This window comes from Helicobacter pylori (genome assembly GCF_001653455.1).
In the GTDB taxonomy this organism is placed as follows: domain Bacteria; phylum Campylobacterota; class Campylobacteria; order Campylobacterales; family Helicobacteraceae; genus Helicobacter; species Helicobacter pylori_A.
Map to the genome: position 1 here is coordinate 984,955 of NZ_CP011486.1, position 22,386 is coordinate 1,007,340.

Sequence of the window (22,386 nt, forward strand, 5' to 3'; positions counted from 1 at the left end):
ACTACTCTTCTTTAAAATTAAATTTAAAAGGCTTTTTATCAAACACCACCACTTCTATCATTCCCTCTAAAACCTGAATGTCTAACACAAACGCCTCTATTCTTATTTCCGCTTTTTTCACGCCATCTTGAACCACTTGCGCTTTAATGAGCGCTTCTTGATTCAATTCTAGGGGGGCATAAAAATTGATGTTATTAGAAACCACCACGCTGTATTTTTTATTCAATGCGCACAAGGCCGCATAATTGCATGCAGTTAGCACAAAGCCGGCATGCACAAAATTTTCTTCATACACCATGCTTTCATTACCTTTAAAACGCACATGGGCTATATCTTTTTCTAAAACAATCAATTCCCCACTCACGCTTGAATGGAAATTCTTACAAGTTTGTAAAGAGTCATAATCCACATGAGCGATTATTTCTTGCATGATCTTAATCCTTTATTTAACGCTTGTTTGATAATTTAAGCATTTTAAAATACCCCCTCAAAGGAGCGTCATACCCCTCTAAAGTTTTAGAATGATCTGTTTTATCCAAAAAATCTTCCAAACTTTGCCCCAAAATAAAATCCGTTTTACGCTGTTCTTTAGGCGTGGTCTTTAAAACGCTAATGATCTCAAAACCTCCAAACCCTACCCTTTCGCACCACCCTTTTAGTGCGCTAATACTAGGGATAAAATAAACATTTTTCATTTTAGCATAAGTTTTTTTAGGGCAAAGGGCAATGTCTAGGGGTGAGTCAATAATGAGCGTGTCTAGCACCAACTCCCCCCCTATTTTTAAAGCATGATACAAGGCTTTTAAAGTTTCTAGCGGGCTTTTTCTGTGGTATAGCACCCCTAAACAAAAAATCACATCAAAAGCGTTAGGGTATTTTTCAGGCAAATCCTCTACCCCTAAAGACTCATAAACGATCTTTTTTTCTTTATCAAAAAAGGGGGCTAAAAATTCAAATTGTTTTTTGACTAAAACGCCCGGATCAAACCCCACCAAACTTTTAGGCTCAAACTCTAGCATCTTAAACAAATAATAGCCATTATTGCAACCCACATCAGCGACGATTTTGTCTTTTAAAACAGCGGCGTTTTTAACTAAATCCCATTTAATAGAGCTATCCCACTCGCTCTCAATCTTAATTTTAGAAATTTCAAAAGGGCCTTTGCGCCATGGCCTTAACGCCATGATTTCTTCTAAAAGGGTTTTTTGATTGAGATTCTCGTTACAAATGAGCATGATTTACCATAGCGTGGGGGTTTTTTTAAAAAGAGGGGGGTTTAGAAGGGATTCTAAATGATGGGAGCTAATCCCATGAATAAAAGCGAAATTAAACGCTAAATTTTTTAATTGCTCTTTCAAATTGTTTTGAGTGGTGTAAAAATAATTGTTGGCTTTTTCAAAAAAAACCACGCTGTTTTTACGATAAAACACGACAATTTTCCCCCACGATAAAGTTTCAAGGGCTTTTTGAAGCAGCCTTTCAAACAATTCTTTTGAACCCTCAGCGACAACCACCCTTGCTGTTGTCCCATAAGGAGCGATTTCTAAATTTTTATTCACAAAAAAGGGTTTGCAATGATCTAAAGAATATTCTTTTTTAGCTAAAAGATTCAAGTCAAATTCAATTTTTAATTTCTCGCACAATTGGATCACCCTTTTTAAAGGCTCTAAAAAGATGCATGGCATTTTTAATTCATGCTCTTGTTTTCCATAGACTAAAGCGCTGCAAAAAAAGGATTGGTTGAGAATGATCAAATCGCTTTCTTTCAAGTTTTCTTCTAAACGCTCCTGCTTATAAAACAAATGGAGCCACTCCAATTTATCAAAAAACGCTATTTTACACCCCTCTAAAATGAATAAATCTTCAAGACTCTCTTTCAAGCACCACGCAAATTCGCTCACTATGATTTTAGAAGCGATCTCTAATTCTATGGGGCTTAACAGTGCCCCGACCACGCGCTCATTCAACAAACAAAATTTAAACAAATGGTTCAAAGAATGCTCTATATCTTTAAGTTTGATCCATGCCACATCTCTATCGCTTAAAGGATACTCTCCTGCGTATAAAATCCCATAAGCCCCCAACTCTAAAGCTTTAGGAATGAACGCATGATCTTTAGCCACAAACAAAGAGCCTTTTTGCACCTTGTTTAAAGACAAAACAATAGAATTAAAATAGCTGATTGAGGGCGTGTTTTGCAATTCGCCCAAACTCAATTCTACGGCTTCATTCACCCCTAATCGCATTTAGCTGATCAAACTTCCTGCGATTTTTTCTTTGGTGGGGCTAATTAAAGCCAGATTATCGCTATCTCGCACCGCTAAAATCATGCCCTCACTCATTTCGCCCATGAGCTTTGCAGGTTTTAAATTGGCCACCACGCACACCATTTGACCGATTAAATTTTCAGGCTCATAATCCAAAGCGATCCCTGAAATAATCTGCCTCAAACGATTTTCGCCTAAATCCACTTTTAAGCGCAGTAATTTATTGGATTTTTCAACCCTTTGGGCTTCTTTGATAAGCCCTACTTTAATTTCTATCTTTTTGAAATCCTCAATACTGATATAGTTTTCTTGCTTTTGCGAGATTTTTTCTTCTAGCTTTTTTTCTTCTTCTTTTTTAGCTGAGGTTGTTTCCTCCACTTTTTCAGTCTTTTCAATTTTCTCCATTTTGGAAAATAAAGGCTCGGTGTCTTGCAAGATCATGTCTTGTAAATTTTTAGACTTAAAAAAGCGTTCGTAATGATTGGGCGTGATTTCTGTCTTAAAAGCGCTCGCTAATTTCATAGCGCTCTTTGGCATGAACGCATAAAGCAAAAAGCTTGATTGCAACAGCGCGTTTGCAATCAAACTCAATAAGGCTTCTAATTTTTCCAATTCATTATTTTTATATAAAACCCATGGCTCTTCTTTAGCGATGAGTTTGTTTAAAAAATCATAAACGCTAAACAATTCCTCTAACGCTTTATGCAATTGCATTTTAGGCACAAAAGAGTTAGCATTATCTAAAATTTGATGCACTTTTTCTAGCTCTTTAGGATAATACGCAGTGATTTTTGCACTTTTTAAAGAATGGTTAAAATATTTTTTAGCCATGCCCAACAAACGATTCAACAAATTCCCCAAATCGTTGTTCAAATTCGCGTTGATCCTTTCTACTAACGCTTTTTTAGAAAAATCCCCATCTTGCCCAAAAGGCACTTCACGCAACAAAAAATAGCGCAATTCTTCAACCCCATACTCCATAGCGAGCTTTTGAGCGTCTAAAACATTACCCAAGCTTTTACTCATTTTCACGCCCTCTATCGTCCACCACCCATGCACGCAAAGCTGTTTGAATAAGGGCAGATTCAAACTCATCAAAAAGGCTGGCCAATAAATGGCATGGAAACGCAAAATATCCTTACCCACAATATGCCTAGCGCGCTCAAAATGCGCCATTTTATTTTCCAAACCATTCAAATACCCTAACGCGCTCGCGTAATTCAATAAAGCGTCTAGCCAAACATACACCACATGCTTAGGATCATTCATTTTTTTAGGTAAAGGAATGCCCCATTCAAAGCTCGTGCGCGTGATGGATAGATCCAATAAGCCTTGTTCAATGAAAGAAGTAACCTCATTTTTACGATAAATAGGCAAGATCGCTTCAGGGTTTTTGGCATAAAACTCTAATAAAGGTTTTTCATACGCACTCAATCTAAAAAAATAACTCTCTTCTTCTAAAAGCGTGGTCTCTCTCAAGCAATCAGGGCATAAGACTTTACCTTCTGTATTATCCGTTTTAGAAATCGCGCAATAACTCTCACAGCTCACGCAATAATACCCGCTATAAGTGCCTTTATAAATATCCCCTTTTTCAAACATGATTTCAAAGGCGTTTTGCACGCATTTTTGATGCTCGTTGTCTGTGGTGCGGATAAAACCATCATAATCTAAATTGAAAAAATCCCATTGGCTTTTAAAAATTGCGCTAATGCTATCAGCGTAAGCTTTAGGGCTTTGATTCCTTAGTCTCGCGCTTTGTTCAATCTTTTGCCCATGCTCATCGGTGCCGGTTAAAAAAAAGACTTCTTCGCCTTGAAGCGTGTAATACTTCTTTAAAGTATCCGCAATCAAAGTCGTATAAGCATGACCAATATGGGGAATATCATTCACATAGTAAATGGGGGTTGTGATCAGTGATTTTTGCATTTTTATAATCGTATAACCTTAAATTTGTTTAAATCTCTTAATTTTAACATGCTTTTAAAAAATTAGAGAATAGAGGTTGAATTTATGCTCACTCATAGAATGTTTTTAGGGTGTTTTTGGCTTAAAATGCATTATAATTAACGCTTAAAAAATTGAAGAATTAGAATTAAGGAACACACCCATGATTTCAAAATTTTTGCTCAAAAGCATGTTTAAGCAGTGGAAAAACGGCGATTATCAAGTCGTTTTTTGGGACAATAGCGTTTATAGGAATGGCGAGCATTCGCCTAAATTCACCCTTAAAATCCATCGCCCCCTGAAATTTAGCGACATTAAAAAAGACATGTCTTTAACGATTGCTGAAGCTTATATGGACGGCGTGATTGATATTGAAGGCTCTATGGATGAGGTGATGCATTCTCTGTATTTGCAAACCAATTACGAGCATTTGCATAAACATGATGGCGCTAAAGCCATTCAAAAACCCCTTAAAGAAAGCTCTAACATTTCTAAACACTACGATTTAGGGAATGACTTTTATTCTATCTGGCTAGATGAAACCTTAAGCTATTCATGTGCTTATTTTAAAAAGGACGATGACGCTCTCCATACCGCTCAACTCCAAAAATTAGATCACACTTTAAAAAAGCTCCATTTAAAACAAGGCGAAAAACTACTGGATATAGGCTGTGGCTGGGGCTATCTCTCTATCAAAGCCGCGCAAGAATATGGGGCAGAAGTGATGGGGATCACCATTTCTAACGAGCAATACAAACAGGCTAACAAACGAGTCCAAGAATTAGGTTTAGAAGATAGAGTAACGATCAAATTATTGAATTACCAGGATTTAGACGGACGGTTGTATCGCTTTGATAAGGTGGTGAGCGTGGGCATGTTTGAGCATGTGGGTAAGGATAATCTACCTTTTTATTTCAAAAAAGTTAAAGAAGTGTTAAAAACGGGCGGAATGTTTTTGCTCCACTCCATTTTATGCTGTTTTGAAGGCAAGACTAACGCATGGGTGGATAAATACATTTTCCCGGGCGGCTACTTGCCCTCTTTAAGAGAAGTGATGAGCGTGATGAGCGAATGCGATTTCCACTTGCTCATGGCTGAAAGCTTACGCATCCATTACGCTAAAACTCTAGACATTTGGCGGGACAACTTTAACCACAATTTAGACAAGGTGAAAAGACTTGGCTATGATGAAAGGTTTATCCGCATGTGGGATTTGTATTTAAGGACTTGTGCATCCGCCTTTAGGGTAGGGAGTGCGGATTTATTCCAACTGCTTTTAACTAACAGCGTGGATAACACCTTCCCTTTAACCAAAGAATATATTTATCAATAATTTTAGATTTTAGCCCCTTCTTTCAGGCTAACTTCTGGAAAACTCTCCACATACAAACTCTGTGATGGGAAAGCAAAACTCAAATGGTGCTTTTCTACAATCCCCATGATTTTTAACATCACATCTTCTTTGACTTCTAGCCACTCTTCCCAAATCACCGTTTTAGAAAAGCAATACACCAAAATATTAATGGAGCTGTCCGCAAATTGATCCAAAAAGACGAACAAATTGTTTTTATACCCTAAAAAATCGTCAATAGAAACAATATCTTTTTTAAACATGTAGCGGTAATCGCTCACATTTTGCAAAGCGCTATCGCCTCCATTAGCGATTTTAGGGTGGTTTTCTAACATTTCTCTAATGTCTTTCACGCAAAGTTGTAAAGCGCTTTGACTGGAGCTATAGGTTAAGCCTATTTCCATTTTAATACGCCTTCCCACTTTACGACGGCTCCAATTTCTGATGGGTTTTCCGGCTAATTCTGAGTTAGGCACGGACAAAAGAGCGTTATCAAAGGCTCTGATCGTGGTGCGTCTTAGCCCCATTTCCACCACCGTGCCTTCCACTTCACCGCACACGATCCAATCCCCTTGAGAAAACGAATTGTCTAGCAACAAAATGACAGAAGCAAAAAAATTCGCCAACACATCTTTAACCGCTAAAGCCACCGCTAACCCACCAATCCCTAAAGAAGCGATGATGGCTGAAACATTAAACCCTAATTGTTTCAAAACCCCTAAAAGCGCAACAATAAAAATCAAAAAATACACGACTTTTAAAATCAAGTTGATCACTTCTTTTCTAAAATTGTGCGTGCTTTTGGTAGCCATATTCGTAACTAACGCTTCCCCATAGCCTTTAAAAAGCGCTATCACTAACCATGCTAAAAGCATGATATACACCGCACCCACCCACATAGAAACTTTAGGGGGCGATGCGTTAGGGTAGTAAAAAATATCTAAAGCCACATCGCAACTAAATAGGGCTAAAAAGACAGAAACCGGCAAAACAATGCTGCTTTGGACATTGACATGCATTTTTTTATTGCGCTGCATGATTTCAAAAATACGATCCAATAATAAGGCTAAAAGCCAGGTGATTAGTTTCCTTAAACCTAGCAATGCGGCTAAAATCGTTAAAGAAAGCGCAACTTTACTCACTTGCAAGCTATGGTTGGTGAAAGGTAAAACACTGCTGATTTTGTTTAACACAAAATCCATATTCACTTCCATGATCAAGTTTTTAGGAAGCACTTCTTTAGGGTGGTTTTTAATGTAGCGCAAGACTTCGGTATAGGTGTTCAAACGCAATTCATAATCGCTAAACATCTGCTCTAATTCATGCATTTTGACATTGTCTAAATTTTTGGGGAAAGTGTAGAGTTTGAATTGCCCTAAACGCAAAAGGAAAGAATCGCTGATACTTTCCACATCTTTTTGTTCGCTAAAAATATCAATACTGCTCCTAATCTTATCTATAAAACGATATAAAATTTCATCTATCAACAAAATATCTAAAGACAACCGGTCTTTCATGAAAGTGTAGAAATCATCGCCCTTAATGCTTCTAGACAAACGCTTTTTGATTTTCTCTTGCTCTTTTAGATTTTTATTAATATCAATCCCTATCTTATCCCTTTCATTCAACACTTTAGAAGTCAAACTTTTAATCAAGTCATTCTTTTGGGTGTTGTATAGAGAAATCTCAGCGCTCCTTTCAGGGTTTTTCTTGTAAGTTTCAATGACTTGATTGAGTTGGTTGATTTGATTGAAAATCAAAAACAAATCCACCGCATCTGTCTCGTGCTCTTCGGCCCTCAAAGGATTCAAAAACAATGATAATACCAATACCCACCACAATAATAAACGCATGCAAAAACCCCACTAAAAACAAGATAAAATTCCTCTCATTATTCTTTTCAATTATACCAAAATTTAGAAACGCTTTTACCCCCTAAAACCATAATCCAAAAAACGCTTTTTATCTCTAATTCTAGCCCTAAGGATTAGATCTTATCCTAAATGTTTGCAAGCCTTTTTTAAATGGAATTTAATGTTGTTGGTCAAGGGCTTAAAGTTTAATTTTATGGTGTGGTTTTCTCTGTTAGTGTGTTTTAGTGAACCCACCCCTTTCTAAAGCAAGGGACTTCCTAACTAAAGCGTCCCAACGGACACTAACCAACGGACACTAACATGAAAGGCTTTGTTCTTTAAAGTCTGCATGGACATTCCCTGCCCCAAAAAGGCTAGAGGTATTTTGCTGTCTTTTAGTTTAAATATAGTCTAACGGCTATGCACTTGCATCTTGCAACTTTAAAGTGCAGAGTTTTTCGTGCTGTTTTAATAAAGGCTCTTTTTAGATCGCTGTATCATTATAGCTTTGAGTATTTTTAAATTTTACGATTAAAACCCAATGAAAACAAAGCCTTGATTTTAAAACACTCTTGCTTGATTCATCTTTTTATAGTAGGATTTCAAGGATAGGTCGTAGTCAAAAAGCTTTCCCTGTCCGGTGCAATAAAGTCACGGATAATGTGCATATCTTTTATTCTTGTGCGTTTCTCATTTTTAAATTCTCATAATCGCTTTTGTTAATGTTCTTCGTGTAAGATTTAAATGGTGAGTTTAGAGAGTTCCAACCCTATCTCTTGTAATTGGGCTATAGGGCGAAAATGGTGGCCCGTTCTCACTTTGTATTGTCTAACTAATCGTTTTTAAAACGCTTTTAGGCTTCAAAAGGCTTAAAAAATATTAAAAGGGATTTATCATCAATCTTTGGAAGAAAAAACCATAAAAACATAGTATCCTATGCCTACAAGAAAAACAAGAATTAAAAAAATGAGCAATCCCCACTCTAAAGAATCCATAATTCCTCTTTAAAGAATGTTAAAAGTGGTGCGCTTGGCAGGACTCGAACCTGCGACCTACGGCTTAGAAGGCTGTTGCTCTATCCAGCTGAGCTACAAGCGCATGATACTAGCGTTAGGTGGTACGCCCGAAGGGAGTCGAACCCCTAACCCCCAGATCCGAAGTCTGGTGCTCTATCCAATTGAGCTACGAACGCTTACAATTCAAATAAAGAAACGACTAATATAAACTTGGCAAAACACTTATTTAATAAGATGGGGTGGAAGATGGGAATTGAACCCACGACCCTCAGGACCACAATCTGATGCTCTAACCAACTGAGCTACTCCCACCATTGAAAGGAAGCGATATTTTACCAAAGAATTTTAAACAGAACAACAAATTATGTAAAAAAGTGGTCGGGGCGAAAGGATTCGAACCTTCGACCCCTTGGTCCCAAACCAAGTGCGCTAACCAGACTGCGCTACGCCCCGAAATTTTCACATGAAGCGTTATTATAACTAAATTTTTTGATTTTTGAGCGTAATTTTTCAAAAATGCCGCTAAAACCAAAAACAACGCTCAAAAAATAATCCAACTCCCCCACCCTTTTAAAAAGCCACCATTCAAAAGCGGCTCTAAATGTTTTTAAGCTTTTTCTTAAAAACTACTTTCGTTTTTTCATTTCACTAGAAACTTTTTCATAGTGATCCATGTGTTTTTTGCTTAACTCTTTGGTGATATGCACCATCACTTTGTGGTAGGCTTGATTCATGATTTTTCTAATGGCTTGATCATGATCGGTTTCTTTAATCCTATGCACAAAAGTTTTGGGGACAAAACCTCCAGAATTGGTGCGTCGCAACTCCACCCTTTCAATCACAGCCTTAATCTTTGAAACATCAATAACAAAGCTATGGATAATATCTTCACTTTTGGGTTCAACGAAATTCAATTTCAAAGACCCTGAAGACATGTCTATCACTCTTTCTTCACTAAGTGCATCGCTTTCTTCTACAATATCTTCCAAGATAGCCACATTCCCATCCATGTTCAAAACGAGCAACGCTTTTTCTTTAATGTCTTGAGGGATTTCGCTAGCATCTTTATACTGCGAAACGCTATAGCCCTTCCTCTCTAAGAAACTACTCAATTGGAGGAATAAAGACTTCTCAAACTCTTTTTGATAATTTTCAGGGATAACCTTATTGGCCTCTATCTTAGGATCAATTAAGACAACTAGATGGTTATTTTTAGGCTCTTGCTTGCCTTTAATAGGATAGTGGAAATGCAAATCCACAGACTCGCCCATATTGTTGTGCTGTTGCTTTGCGGGCATTCCATCAGCTAGAGCCGTATAAAACGCCCCACTCACTAATAACGATCCTAAAACTACTGCTAAACTACCTTTTTTCATTAACTTCCTTTCTTTTTTAAAATCAAATTCTAATCTTACCCAAAAAATCCCACTTTTAGCGCTATTTTTAAGATAATCATTCCCATTCAATCGTTCCTGGTGGTTTAGAGGTAATATCATACACCACCCTATTGATTCCGCTCACTTCATTAGTGATGCGGTTAGAAACTTTTTCTAAAAAAGAATGCTCTAAAAATGAAAAGCTCGCCGTCATGCCATCGCTCGCATTCACCGCTCTTAAGCAAATGGCGTTTTCATAAGTGCGATTATCCCCCATCACCCCCACAGAATGGACATTCAATAGCACGCAAAAGGCTTGCCAAACCTTGTCATACAAATTCGCTTTTTTAAGCTCTTCTATAAAAATAAAATCCGCCTCTTGCAAGCGTTTGATTTTACTCTCGCTAACCTCGCCTAAAATCCTTACCGCAAGTCCAGGCCCAGGGAAAGGGTGGCGCATTAAAAAATCTTGGCTAACGCCTAGTTCTTTACCTAACGATCGCACCTCATCTTTAAACAACTCCCTTAAAGGCTCTATGAGTTTAAAGTCCATCCATTCAGGCAGTCCGCCCACATTATGGTGGGTTTTTATCACTTTTGAAGGCCCTTTAACGCTCACGGATTCAATCACATCAGGGTATAAAGTGCCTTGGGCTAAAAATTCAATTTTGCCTTTCAAATGGTGCTTTTTGGCTTCTTTTTCAAACGCTTCAATAAAAGTCTCGCCGATGATTTTCCGCTTCAATTCAGGCTCGCTCACGCCCTTTAATTTAGACAAAAAGATTTCTTTAGCGTCTATGGTGTTTAAAGGGATTTGCAAATCCTTAAACATCGCTTGGACTCTTTCTTTTTCATTTTTACGCAACAAGCCATGATCCACAAAAACAGCGATCAGATTATCCTTAATGGCTCTGTGTAATAGCGTAGCGACCACCGTAGAATCCACGCCCCCACTCACCGCACACAAAACCTTAGCGTTAGAAATTTTTTCTTTCAATCGTGCGATCTCTTTTTGAGCGAAATGTTGCATCCCCCAAGTTTTTTCGCAACCGCAAACCAAAAGGGCGAAATTTTCTAAAATCTTCCCCCCCTCTTCGCTTTGAATGACTTCTGGGTGGAATTGCAAGCCAAAAACCTTTGCGCTTTCAATCGCGCAATGGGGCGAATTAGGGCTTTTTGCAATGGTAGTGAAACCTTTTGGCAATGTTATGACCTTATCCATATGGCTCATCCACACAAGGCTTTTTGCTTTCACGCCTTTAAAAATCACAGAATCGTGAATGATCTCTAAAGTAGCCTTGCCAAATTCTTGCTCATTTGCAGCGGCCACTACCCCCCCAAAAAAATCCACCAAATACTGCATGCCATAGCAAATCCCTAAAATCGGTAGATTCAAATCAAAGATCTTTTCACTGGGCTTGTAAGCGTCTTTAGCGTACACGCTCGCTGGCCCCCCGCTCAAAATCAAGCCTTTAGGGGCTTTTTTTTGAATGTTTTCTGCGCTTTCAAAAAAGGGGACTATTTCAGTATAAATCCCGCTCTCTCTCAATCTTCTAGCAATCAGCTGTGTGTATTGGCTCCCAAAATCTAATACTACAATCATCTCTCATTCTTTATTTTTGTTTTTGCGTTTTATCATACTGGCTTTTATAATCCACTCTATGGCTTTCAGCCAACTCAGGCACTTTTTGGACAAACCAACGCTCCAATCTTTCTAATTTGTGCTTGTAAGAATTCCCACCTTTTGAGCAATACTGAGAATCAATCAGCGAAAAAACATAGAGCGTTTTATTTTCTTTAGATTGGAATAAAAACTCTTTATGAAAGAGCGCTTTTGCGGGCAAGCTATTCATTGAAGACTCCGATGATAAAAAAGCGTCAAACCCACAAAGTGCTTTTTTACTCAATTTGTTGCTTTTGGTGATCACAAAAACAATTTCTTCTTTCATGTCTTGTTTAAAAGCCAATGAAAGCACATTTAAAAATGGCATGCCCAAACTTTTATCCACTTTAACCTTAAAATCTTTGGACGAACCCCCCAATAACACCCCTCCAAAAAAAAGCAATCCCACACACAAGCTCGTTTGAAACACACTCATTTTTTATCATCCTTACTCATTATCAATATATCATTACAGACTGCATGACGCATTAAGAAAGTATTATAATATAAAGATTGAGAATTAGCCCACGCTTTAGTGTGGCGAGTTGTCAAATCTTTCTTAAACAAAGACGCTTTCATAGCGGTATCTGTTTTCATTCCTTTTTAAGCTCCAATGATGCTTGGGGTTGAAATGGAATGATAGGACTTGACTAATTCATACCTTCTAAGTCTTCTAATATTGACTAAAGCGGTATTGACTGAAGTCGCTTGCGTCATGCTGCTAGTAGGACGCGAAGAAGTGAGCGCGTTCACATGCCCTGCATTGCACCGTGGGTTTCTAGCTCTCATTTCTTCTGGATCATACCACGCCCCTTCTTGGATACTCAAAACCCCTTGACGGATATTCTTAGTTACAAACGCCCCTGCTAACAACCTCCCTCTAGCGTTAAACACTTCTACGATTTCACCATGCCTAATGCCTAATCTGTTAGCGTCTAGTTCGTTAATCATCACAGGCTCTCTGCCTTGAATCTTATACACATTCCTAACCCAAGTGTTATCAAGCTGTGAATTGACACGGTATTTTGGGTGTGGGGAAATTAAATGGAACGGATAAGTCTCAGCCATTTTAGAACCTAGCCACTCAGCTGGCTCAAACCAAGTAGGATGCCCTTTAAAATCAGCCAGTTTAAAATCCGCGCATTTTTGAGAAAAAATTTGAATTTTCCCACTCTCTGTATCAAGCTTGTTAGCGATAGGGTCTTGTCTGAATTTCGCATGGCGCACAAACTTTCTTGCATTTTCAGGGATTTCAAACTCCACAAAGCCATCCCTCCAAAATTGATCAAACGATTTCAAAGTAGGGCCATCGCTTTTTTCATAAAAGCCCTTAATCCATTCCATGTAACTCTTAGATTCAGTGAATCGTTGCTCTGTTTCATTGCCCCCAATACGCAAAGCAAGCTGCCTGAAAATCTCATAATCATCTTTAGATTCATAAACAGGCTCTATCACCTTACGCATGGCATAAATCACATTCTTAGAGTAACTCCCCCCAAAAGTAATATCATCCCTCTCCATAGTGCTAGTAGAAGCAAGGACAATATCAGCGAATTTTGCTGTAGGCGTCCACCAAGGCTCATGCACGATCACACAATCTAAGGTTCTTAAAGCGTTAATGAGTTCGTTTGTGTTAGCTTCATGCCCTAATAAATTCGCCCCACAACTATAGATCATTTTGATTTTAGGCAATTGGAGTTTTTTACCCATAAAGTCAATTTCTTTACCCGGATTTAAAATCGCTTCAGAAACTCTCGATGCTGGAATAGCGCTTTTTATAGGATTATCCCCTTGTGAAATCATAGGAACAATTCTCGCTCCTGAACTCGCTTGAGCGTTCCCTCCATAATGCATAGAAAAGCCAAAGCCCCCACCCGATAAGCCCACTTGACCAATCATGCTAGCCAAAACAATTAACGCCCAATCCGGTTGCTCGCCATATTGAGCTCTTTGCATGGCCCAATTACCCGCTAAAAAAGTGCGTTTAGAAACAAACAGATCCGCTAATTCTTTGATTTTTTCTGCATTCACTCCAGTGATTTGAGACGCCCATTCTAAAGTCTTAGGTATATTATCGCCCTCCCCTAGCAAATAAGGTAAAAATTTATCAAAACCATCGGTGTATTTAGCGATAAACTCTTTATCGTATTGATTGCTTGTATAAAGATAATACATCATGCCTAACATTAACGCTACATCAGTGTTAGGGCGAATGGGTATCCATTCAGCATCAAAGGCTTGAGCGGTTTCGGTATAAATAGGATCAATACTAATGAATTTAATACCAGCTCTTTTATATTTAGGGTAGTAGCTGTCATTGACATGGTTTGACACAAAATAATCAATGCGGTTGCATTTGAATAAATCCGCCCCCCACATGACATACACCTTACAATTTTTAATCATCTCTTCATGCGTGGTTTGTTGCGAATAAACTTCCATATCCCCCACAATCATAGGGTTTATCCTTGCGGCTGCACCATTGCTATACCCCCCATCAGTGTCAATAACCCCCCCTAAAGCCATGTTAAAAAAACGCCTCGCTAAATGATTGCAACGATGCAAGCTACCCGCATGCCCCCAGCCACCATAACTAGCGTTATAGATATTTTCTTTAGGGATTTCTTTAAGCTTTTTAGCCACTAATTCCAAAGCCACATCCCAACTCACGCGCACAAATTCTTCCCTCCCGCGCAATTCTTTATGGTTTTTTTTGTTTTCTAAGAAACTCTTACGCACACAAGGATACTTCACTCTGCTATCTGAATACACCCTATCTGCCATCGCTTTTAACATCATGGTAGGGTTATAATCGCTCTTTTGGGGGACAATATCCTTAATCACTCCATTTTGAACCTTTGCAATAAAAGGGCCAAAATGCGTTGCATGCGGAATGGATTCCACTTTTTCAAAAACACCAACAGCTTTTAAAGGATTAGCGCTAGCTAGCGCGACTGGGACTCCTTTTAGGATACTTCTGCGTGAAATGGACATGATTCTCCTTCAAGCTTGCATTCTGTCAAAACGCCTAAAATTCTAACATGTATTCATTGAAAATTATCGTTAATAAAATCTCATGGCTAATATTGATTTACTACTTTTTATTCACGCTGCTCATGTCAGCGACTTTCCCCCACATCAAGCGGTATTTCCTTTTCATAAATTCAATTTCTTCCCTGGCTTTATTGAGTTCATCTCGCATGACATCAATAGTCTTTTTATCTTCTTCATAGACTTCTTGCATAGAGATTAGAGCGTCTTTTAAAAACATGTTTTCATTTTTAAAGGCTGAAATCGTTTCATCTTTAGCGCTAATGACTTTATCATGCAAATTTAAAATCGTGTTAATGGTCTTTTCTACAAACACAGGCTCTAAAGAACGCCCGTTCATGTCCATAGAAATCAAATTGTTTTCCACTTTTTTAATCAAAGCGTTTGTCCCGCTGCTCGCATCAATCAAAAGCTTGTTGTTGCTGATTTTGCTTTTAATTTTGCCAATATTCACTAGCTCTAAGATCCTTTCTTTAGGAAGCCCTGAAAGATGGCTAAACTCCTCTAATTCAAGCCACGCTAAAGCGCTCAAATCTTCTAAAACCACCGGCTCTTGAGACTCTTTTTCTTTAATTTCTATCTCTTGCTTATTTTGTTGTGCCGCTTGCGCTTTGTTTAAATCTAAAATATCCAAATTTTTCCTTAAAAATAGTTTTAGCTTAACGCAATTTTTTAACCGCTTTTTTCAAGCTGTCTAGCAAATAATCAATATCATTTATGGAATGCGTGAAGTGCAAGCTCACTCTAAGCCATCCGGGTTTAGCGTTAAAATCGCTTGACTTTTGAGCGTTAAGATTCAATAAATCATGCCCATAAGGCCCCGCACAAGAGCAACCTGCCCGAGTTTCAATAGCGTATTCATAGCTTAAGACTCTCGCTAAATCATAAGGCGAAATCCCTCCAATATTAAAAGCCACCACCCCCACACGATGTGCTGTTAAATTCCCATAAATATTAATGGCGGGCAAATCTTTTAAGCCATGCATAAGCACTCTTAAAAGGTTGTTTTCTTTCTTATGGATAAAATCCAAACCGCATTCATCTCTCAATTGATACGCCAAAGCGCTCCTATAAAATTGCAACAACCCTGGCGTGCCAAACTCTTCCCTCAAAGGCAATTCATCAATAAATTCATGCCTTGTGTGGTTAGCGTATTTAATCACGCCCCCTGCACTAAAACTTGGGGCGATTTGAGTGTCAATCAAATCTTTAGAAATCCCCAAAAGACCGCACCCTCCAACACCCCCTAAAAGCTTATGGGGGGCATAAAAACCGGTTTGGTATTCGCAATCTTTAGGGTTAGCATGCGCGCTAAAATTCGCTAAATCCAAAGCCAAAGTGGCCTGATATTTCTTGCACAATGATGAAACTTCTTTTAAGGGCGTAAGAAGCCCCGTTACATTAGAAGCCGCGCTTATAGAAACCAAACTATCAGGAGATTTTTTTAAATGCTGCTCTAAAATTTCTAAATCCAATAAGCCATGCTCATTTAAAGGGATACGCACCACCTCACACAAACCCTCACGCCAGCTAATTTCATTAGAATGATGCTCATAAGGCCCTACAATCACACGCTTCAAAGCCATATCTTTCAAATACGGCTCTAAATTTTTCTTCGTTTTTGAAGGGATGCACACCCCTAAAATTTCTTGAAACTTCTTAATCGCTGAACTCGCCCCATACCCTGCACTCAAAACGCAATGATTTTCGCTTAAATTTAAAGAGCGTTTTAACTTTTCTTGACATTCCTTTAAAAGCATGCCCATTAAAATCGCATGTTTAGAAGCGATAGAATGAGCGTTCGCATAATAAGGCAGTAAAGATTTCACGCGCTTTTCCACTAAAGCACTCGCTAAACCTGAAGCCCCCCAGTCAAAATAAGACACCCCTTTTTTTAAAATAATACTGGATTTAACCTGCTCTAAAGGGCTTTCGTTAGGGTTGAGTAAGGGAGCGAAACTCCTATTTAAAAACGCTTGCACGAAATACCACCAACGCTTTTAATGTTTATCTCCGCTTAAGATATGAAAATGCAAATGCATCACCTCTTGCCCTGCGTTTTTACCCACATTCGTTAAAAGCTTGTAACCATTCTCTTTGATGCCCAATTTTTCCACCACTTCAAAAATAAAACTCGTCATTTGCGCCATAAGCTCTGGAGTGATGCCATTAAAATCTTGAATGCTTTTTTTAGGGATCACTAATGCATGCACTTTGGCTTTAGGGTTGATGTCATAAAAGGACAAAAAATGCTCGTTTTCTAAAATTTTAGAACAAGGGATTTCGCCCTTAATTATCTTTTCAAACACATTCATGCTCTTTTTGCTCCCTTTTAAGGTTTTTCTTTTATTAAAGTTGTATTATAGCTTTTTAAAATAAAATATAAGGATAGGGATTGCACACCTTAATAGAGCGATTAAAAAAGGTTACTAATAGCAAAGAATTAGAAGAAATGCGCTTGAACGCTTTGGGTAAAAAAGGGGTTTTTGCGGATAAATTCAACCAGCTCAAAAATCTAATCGGCGAAGAAAAAAACGCCTTTGCTAAAGAAATCCACCATTATAAACAAGCGTTTGAAAAAGCCTTTGAATTGAAAAAAAAGGCCATTGTAGAGCTTGAATTAGAAGAACGCTTGAAAAAAGAAAAAATTGATGTGAGTTTGTTTAACGCTATTAAAACAAGCTCTTCTCACCCTTTAAACTACACTAAAAATAAAATCATTGAATTTTTTACCCCTTTAGGATACAAGCTTGAAATCGGCTCTTTAGTGGAAGATGATTTCCATAATTTCAGCGCTTTAAACTTGCCCCCTTACCATCCAGCAAGAGATATGCAAGACACTTTCTACTTTAAAGATCACAAACTTTTAAGGACTCACACTTCGCCTGTGCAAATCCACACCATGCAAGAACAAACCCCCCCCATTAAAATGATTTGTTTGGGCGAAACCTTTAGGCGCGATTATGATTTGACCCACACGCCCATGTTCCATCAAATTGAAGGGCTTGTCGTGGATCAAAAAGGGAATATCCATTTCACGCATTTAAAGGGCGTGATAGAAGACTTTTTGCATTATTTCTTTGGCGGCGTGAAATTAAGGTGGCGCTCTAGCTTTTTCCCTTTCACAGAGCCTAGCGCTGAAGTGGATATTAGTTGCGTGTTTTGCAAGCAAGAAGGCTGTAGGGTTTGCTCGCATACAGGCTGGCTGGAAGTGTTAGGCTGTGGCATGGTCAATAATGCGGTGTTTGAAGCCATAGGGTATAAAGGCGTGAGCGGGTTTGCCTTTGGCATGGGGATTGAAAGGTTAGCCATGCTGACTTGTCAAATCAATGATTTGCGCAGTTTCTTTGAAACGGATTTGAGAGTGTTGGAGGGTTTTTAATGAAGTTAAGCGTTAATGATTTGAATGTTTTTGTCAATACGCCTAAAGATATAGCCAAACTCTGTGAAAATTTGAGTTGCTTGGGTTTAGAAGTGGAAAGTTGTGTTTTTTGTGCCGCTCCTAAAAATGTGGTTGTGGGCAAGGTTTTAGAAAAAGCCCCCCATAAAAACGCCGAAAAACTCAGCGTGTGTCAAGTGGATATTGGTAAGGAAGTGTTGCAAATCGTGTGCGGGGCTAAAAATGTTGTAAAAGATCAATTCGTGCCGGTCGCTTTGAAAGGGGCGATAATAGGCTCAACAACAATCGCTAAAACTGAGCTTAGGGGGGTTGAAAGCTATGGGATGATTTGTTCTAGCACTGAATTAGGCTTTCCTAAAATCAATGATGGTATTTTGGAATTAGATGAGAGCGTTGGGGAGTTAGTTTTAGGGAAAGAATTGAATGAATACACCCTTTTTAACACGCATGTTTTAGAAATTTCATTGACCCCCAATCGTGGGGATTGTTTGAGCGTTTTAGGCGTTGCTAGAGAAATTAGTGCATTTTACAACACGCCCCTAAAACCGATTAAAGCTTTAAATTTTACGCCAAAAAGCGATTCAATTGCGCTTGATATTGATAAAAATATCCAGTCGCATTTGGCTTATTATTTGATTTGCAACCATTCTTTAAAAACCCCTTTAAGCATCAAGCTTTCACTCGCTCACAATAACGCCTTAAGCGAGAACGATCTAAACAATTTCATAGAATTTGGCATGCATTTTAGTGGGGTGATAATGAACGCTTATCATTTGAACGCTTATAGCCTAAATACCCCTATTGATTTAAGCGTCAAAAACGATGAAAATCACCTTGAAAGCGTGTATATTAACCAACAAAAACTCTCCACTATCGCTATCAAGCATCAAAATCAAAACCATTTAAGCGAGTATTTGCTTTTAGAAGCGAGTTATACCGATCCTATCAGCTTGTCTTTAAAATTGCACGCCCTAAAAGACAAAACGCTCCAAAAAGACAACGCCCTTGTTTATAGAAGCGCTAGGGGGAGCAACCCTAATTTATTAGACGGCTTGAATTTTTTAAGCGTCCGTTTAAAAGCTGCTATTTTAGAAAGCAAACAAACCCAGCACCCTTTAAAAAACCACGCCCTCACATTCACAGTTGAAGATATTACCGAAATTTTAGGGCTTGTTGTAGAGGCAGAAAAAATTCAAAACATTTTAAAAAATTTAGGCTTTGAAGTTACCATCAAAGGGTCAAATATAGAAGTTATAACGCCCAACTTCAGGCATGATATTAAAACGATCCAAGATATTGCTGAAGAAATCTTACGCTTTTTAGGGATTGATCATTTGATTTCTAAACCCCTTCATTGTGTCAGCAGTAAAAATTCAAACCCCCATTACGAAACGCACCGCTTTTTTGAAAACCTTAAACACAAGGCTCTCGCTTGCGGATTTAAAGAAGTAGTCCATTATGTGTTCTATTCTAAAGAAAAACAACAAAAACTGGGCTTTGAAGTTTTAGAAGATCCCCTAGAATTGCAAAACCCTATCACAACGGATCTCAACACCCTTAGAACAAGCCTTGTTTGCGGGCTTTTAGACGCAAGCTTAAGGAATAAAAATTTAGGGTTTAAAAGCATAGCTTTGTATGAAAAAGGAAGCGTGTATAACTCTAAAAGAGACGAAATCCAAAAATTAGGCTTTTTAGCGAGTGGCTTGCAAACTAAAGAAAGCTACCCTTACGCTAAAGGCAAGGCGTGGGATTTTTACTCTTTTGCCGAATGCGTTTCAAAAATTATAGGGGATTTTAGCTTGGAAAAACTAGACACCAAAACCCCCATTAACCACCCTTACCAGAGCGCTAAAATCATTCAAAATAATGAAATTATAGGCGTAATCGCCAAAATCCACCCTAAAGTGATCCAAGAAATGGATCTGTTTGAAAGCTATTATGCTGAAATAGACGCTTCTAAACTCAAGCGCCCTACCATGTTATTAAAGCCCTTTAGCATTTACCCTAGCAGTGTTAGGGATTTAACTTTAATCATTGATGAGAATACCGCTTTTAGCGAGATTAAAAAAGCTCTAAAAGACGCTCAAATCCTTAATTTAAGCGAAATTTTACCCCTTGATATTTTTAAAGAAAACAATAACGCCATAGCTTTAAGCGTGCGTTGCGTGATCCATTCTTTAGAAAAAACCCTAAATGATGAAGAAGTCAATTTGGCCGTGCAAAGAGCGCTAGAAATTTTAGAAAAAAATTTTAACGCCCGCCTCAAAGGATAATAAGGATAAGATAAAGGATAGCATTTGATAGAACTTGATATTAACGCTAGCGACAAATCGCTCTCGCACAGAGCCGTCATTTTTAGCCTGCTCGCTAAAAAGCCTTGTGTTGTGCGGAATTTTTTAATGGGAGAAGATTGCTTAAGTTCTTTAGAAATCGCTCAAAATTTAGGGGCTAGAGTGGAAAATACCGCCAAAAATTCTTTTAAAATCACGCCCCCACCGGCTTTAAAAGAGCCTAACAAGATTTTAAATTGCAACAATTCTGGCACCAGCATGCGTTTATACAGCGGGCTTTTAAGCGCTCAAAAAGGGCTTTTTGTTTTAAGCGGGGACAATTCCTTAAACGCACGCCCCATGAAAAGAATCATTGAGCCTTTAAAGGCTTTTGGGGCAAAGATTTTAGGGAGAGAGGATAACCATTTCGCCCCTTTAGCGATCTTAGGGAGCCCTTTAAAAGCTTGCAACTATGAAAGCCCTATCGCTTCAGCCCAAGTCAAAAGCGCTTTTATTTTAAGCGCCTTACAAGCTCAAGGTATAAGCACCTATAAAGAAAGCGAGCTTAGCCGTAACCACACAGAAATCATGCTTAAAAGTTTGGGGGCTAATATTAAAGATCAAGACGGCATTTTAAAAATTTCGCCCCTAGAAAAACCCCTAGAAGCTTTTGATTTTACGATAGCCAATGACCCGTCTAGCGCGTTTTTTTTCGCTCTCGCTTGCACTATTGTGCCAAAAAGCCGCCTTCTTTTAAAAAATGTCCTGCTCAACCCCACTCGCATAGAAGCTTTTGAAGTTTTAAAAAAAATGGGCGCTCATATAGAGTATGTTATCCAATCCAAAGATTTAGAAATTACAGGCGATATTTATATAGAACATGCCCCTTTAAAAGCGATCACTATTGATCAAAATATCGCCAGCCTTATTGATGAAATCCCTGCTTTAGGTATCGCTATGCTTTTTGCAAAAGGTCAAAGCATGGTTAAAAACGCTAAAGATTTACGATCTAAAGAAAGCGATAGGATCAAAGCGCTTATTTCTAACTTGAAAGCTTTAGAAATTGAATGCGAAGAGTTTGAAGACGGGTTCTATATAGAGGGTTTAGAAGATATAAGCCAGTTAAAACAACGCTTTTCTCAAAAAAAACCCCCTATTATCAAAAGCTTTAATGACCACAGGATCGCCATGAGTTTTGCTATTTTAACTTTAATGTTGCCTTTAGAAATTGATAATTTAGAATGCGCAAACATTTCTTTTCCGCAATTCAAACATTTACTTAACCTATTCAAAAAAGGGAGTTTTCATGGAAATTAAAATGGCTAAGGATTATGGTTTTTGTTTTGGCGTCAAAAGAGCGATACAAATCGCTGAAAAAAATCAAAACAGCTTGATTTTTGGATCGCTCATCCATAACGCTAAAGAAATCAATCGTTTGGAAAAAAACTTCAATGTGAAAATTGAAGAAGATCCCAAAAAAATCCCTAAAGACAAGAGCGTGATCATAAGAACCCATGGCATTCCCAAACAAGATTTAGAATATTTGAAAAATAAGGGGGTCAAAATCACTGATGCGACTTGCCCGTATGTGATCAAACCCCAACAAATCGTAGAATCCATGAGTAAAGAAGGGTATCAAATCGTGCTTTTTGGGGACATTAACCACCCTGAAGTCAAGGGCGTGATCAGCTATGCGACTAACCAGGCTTTAGTGATCAATTCTTTAGAAGAATTGCAAGAAAAAAAGCTCCAACGAAAAGTGGCGCTAGTCTCTCAAACCACCAAACAAACCCCCAAACTCTTGCAGATCGCTTCTTATTTGATTGAAAGATGCACTGAAGTGCGTATTTTTAACACGATTTGCAACGCCACCTCCTACAACCAAAAAGCCGCTTTGGATTTGAGTAAGGAAGTGGATATTATGATAGTCGTAGGCGGTAAAACTTCTTCAAACACCAAACAGCTCTTAAGCATCGCCAAACAGCATTGCAAGGACAGCTACCTAGTGGAAGATGAAAACGAATTGGAAATAGCGTGGTTTAAGGATAAAAAATTGTGCGGGATTACCGCTGGGGCTTCCACGCCGGATTGGATTATAGAAAATGTCAAGCAAAAAATTAGCACGATTTAACACATTTTGAAAATTTTCTTTAAAAAAACCGCTTATTATTAGTTTTTAAACGATTTTGTAA

At 38.3% G+C, this 22,386-nt stretch carries 17 protein-coding genes and 4 tRNA genes; 5 read left to right on the forward strand and 16 right to left on the reverse strand.

Annotated features, from left to right (window positions below; translation table 11 throughout):
* Window position 1: 1 nt before the first annotated feature.
* Genes AA977_RS04625 through metG form a run of 4 tightly spaced genes read right to left on the reverse strand, consistent with a single transcriptional unit; the run spans window position 2 to window position 4,196 of the window.
* Window positions 2–430 carry a hotdog domain-containing protein gene (locus AA977_RS04625; protein ID WP_064434762.1) on the reverse strand — a complete coding sequence of 143 codons (429 nt, stop codon included), beginning with the start codon at window positions 428–430 and terminating at the stop codon, window positions 2–4.
* Window positions 431–446: 16 nt separating this feature from the next.
* Window positions 447–1,235 carry a tRNA 5-methoxyuridine(34)/uridine 5-oxyacetic acid(34) synthase CmoB gene (gene cmoB / locus AA977_RS04630; protein WP_064434763.1) on the reverse strand — a complete coding sequence of 263 codons (789 nt, stop codon included), beginning with the start codon at window positions 1,233–1,235 and terminating at the stop codon, window positions 447–449.
* A 3-nt stretch (window positions 1,236–1,238) separates the two neighbouring features.
* Window positions 1,239–2,246 carry a hypothetical protein gene (locus AA977_RS04635; RefSeq protein WP_064434764.1) on the reverse strand — a complete coding sequence of 336 codons (1,008 nt, stop codon included), beginning with the start codon at window positions 2,244–2,246 and terminating at the stop codon, window positions 1,239–1,241.
* On the reverse strand, window positions 2,247–4,196 hold the full coding sequence (metG, locus tag AA977_RS04640; RefSeq protein ID WP_064434765.1) for a methionine--tRNA ligase: 1,950 nt from the start codon (window positions 4,194–4,196) through the stop codon (window positions 2,247–2,249).
* A gap of 181 nt (window positions 4,197–4,377) precedes the next feature.
* On the opposite strand from metG, the gene cfaS reads away from it, so the two are divergent.
* Window positions 4,378–5,547 (forward strand): cyclopropane fatty acid synthase, encoded by a 1,170-nt coding sequence (gene cfaS, locus AA977_RS04645; RefSeq protein WP_064434766.1) that lies wholly within the window; start codon window positions 4,378–4,380, stop codon window positions 5,545–5,547.
* Between the two features lie 2 nt (window positions 5,548–5,549).
* On the opposite strand, the gene AA977_RS04650 is transcribed toward cfaS, so the two are convergent.
* The 12 genes from AA977_RS04650 to AA977_RS04705 all read right to left on the reverse strand — a co-directional run bounded on the left by AA977_RS04650 (window position 5,550) and on the right by AA977_RS04705 (window position 16,839).
* Window positions 5,550–7,418, reverse strand: a complete 1,869-nt coding sequence (locus AA977_RS04650; RefSeq protein ID WP_064434767.1) for a mechanosensitive ion channel family protein — start codon at window positions 7,416–7,418, stop codon at window positions 5,550–5,552.
* A 1,021-nt stretch (window positions 7,419–8,439) separates the two neighbouring features.
* Window positions 8,440–8,516 (reverse strand) — tRNA-Arg (locus AA977_RS04655).
* Window positions 8,517–8,533: 17 nt separating this feature from the next.
* Window positions 8,534–8,610: transfer RNA gene (locus AA977_RS04660), tRNA-Arg, on the reverse strand.
* 59 nt (window positions 8,611–8,669) lie between these two features.
* Window positions 8,670–8,746, reverse strand: a tRNA-His gene (locus AA977_RS04665).
* 63 nt (window positions 8,747–8,809) lie between these two features.
* Window positions 8,810–8,887, reverse strand: a tRNA-Pro gene (locus tag AA977_RS04670).
* Between the two features lie 173 nt (window positions 8,888–9,060).
* Entirely contained in the window at window positions 9,061–9,810 is a 750-nt protein-coding gene (gene hpaA2 / locus AA977_RS04675) for an HpaA2 protein (RefSeq protein ID WP_064435202.1), read from the reverse strand.
* A gap of 76 nt (window positions 9,811–9,886) precedes the next feature.
* Window positions 9,887–11,413, reverse strand: coding sequence for a glutamine-hydrolyzing GMP synthase (gene guaA / locus AA977_RS04680; RefSeq protein WP_064434768.1), 1,527 nt, complete (start codon window positions 11,411–11,413; stop codon window positions 9,887–9,889).
* A gap of 10 nt (window positions 11,414–11,423) precedes the next feature.
* Window positions 11,424–11,909 carry a hypothetical protein gene (locus tag AA977_RS04685; protein WP_154811936.1) on the reverse strand — a complete coding sequence of 162 codons (486 nt, stop codon included), beginning with the start codon at window positions 11,907–11,909 and terminating at the stop codon, window positions 11,424–11,426.
* A 167-nt stretch (window positions 11,910–12,076) separates the two neighbouring features.
* Window positions 12,077–14,467 (reverse strand): molybdopterin guanine dinucleotide-containing S/N-oxide reductase, encoded by a 2,391-nt coding sequence (locus AA977_RS04690; protein WP_064434769.1) that lies wholly within the window; start codon window positions 14,465–14,467, stop codon window positions 12,077–12,079.
* A gap of 100 nt (window positions 14,468–14,567) precedes the next feature.
* The gene (locus AA977_RS04695; RefSeq protein WP_064434770.1) at window positions 14,568–15,158 is read right to left on the reverse strand and encodes a DUF3972 domain-containing protein; all 591 of its coding nucleotides are present in this window, start codon (window positions 15,156–15,158) and stop codon (window positions 14,568–14,570) included.
* A 25-nt stretch (window positions 15,159–15,183) separates the two neighbouring features.
* Entirely contained in the window at window positions 15,184–16,506 is a 1,323-nt protein-coding gene (locus AA977_RS04700; protein ID WP_064434771.1) for an aminotransferase class V-fold PLP-dependent enzyme, read from the reverse strand.
* An 18-nt stretch (window positions 16,507–16,524) separates the two neighbouring features.
* Window positions 16,525–16,839: a histidine triad nucleotide-binding protein gene (locus tag AA977_RS04705; RefSeq protein WP_001100330.1), complete on the reverse strand. Its 315-nt coding sequence runs from the start codon at window positions 16,837–16,839 to the stop codon at window positions 16,525–16,527.
* Window positions 16,840–16,919: 80 nt separating this feature from the next.
* On the opposite strand from AA977_RS04705, the gene pheS reads away from it, so the two are divergent.
* From pheS to AA977_RS04725, 4 genes are read left to right on the forward strand one after another with little or no spacing between them, the layout of a single operon-like run.
* Window positions 16,920–17,906, forward strand: a complete 987-nt coding sequence (gene pheS / locus AA977_RS04710; RefSeq protein WP_064434772.1) for a phenylalanine--tRNA ligase subunit alpha — start codon at window positions 16,920–16,922, stop codon at window positions 17,904–17,906.
* The gene (pheT, locus tag AA977_RS04715; RefSeq protein WP_064434773.1) at window positions 17,906–20,197 is read left to right on the forward strand and encodes a phenylalanine--tRNA ligase subunit beta; all 2,292 of its coding nucleotides are present in this window, start codon (window positions 17,906–17,908) and stop codon (window positions 20,195–20,197) included. The genes pheS and pheT overlap by 1 nt, the downstream gene beginning before the upstream one ends.
* Window positions 20,198–20,221: 24 nt before the next feature.
* Window positions 20,222–21,511: a 3-phosphoshikimate 1-carboxyvinyltransferase gene (gene aroA, locus AA977_RS04720; protein ID WP_064434774.1), complete on the forward strand. Its 1,290-nt coding sequence runs from the start codon at window positions 20,222–20,224 to the stop codon at window positions 21,509–21,511.
* Window positions 21,501–22,325, forward strand: a complete 825-nt coding sequence (locus AA977_RS04725) for a 4-hydroxy-3-methylbut-2-enyl diphosphate reductase (RefSeq protein ID WP_064434775.1) — start codon at window positions 21,501–21,503, stop codon at window positions 22,323–22,325. The genes aroA and AA977_RS04725 overlap by 11 nt, the downstream gene beginning before the upstream one ends.
* Window positions 22,326–22,386: the final 61 nt, after the last annotated feature.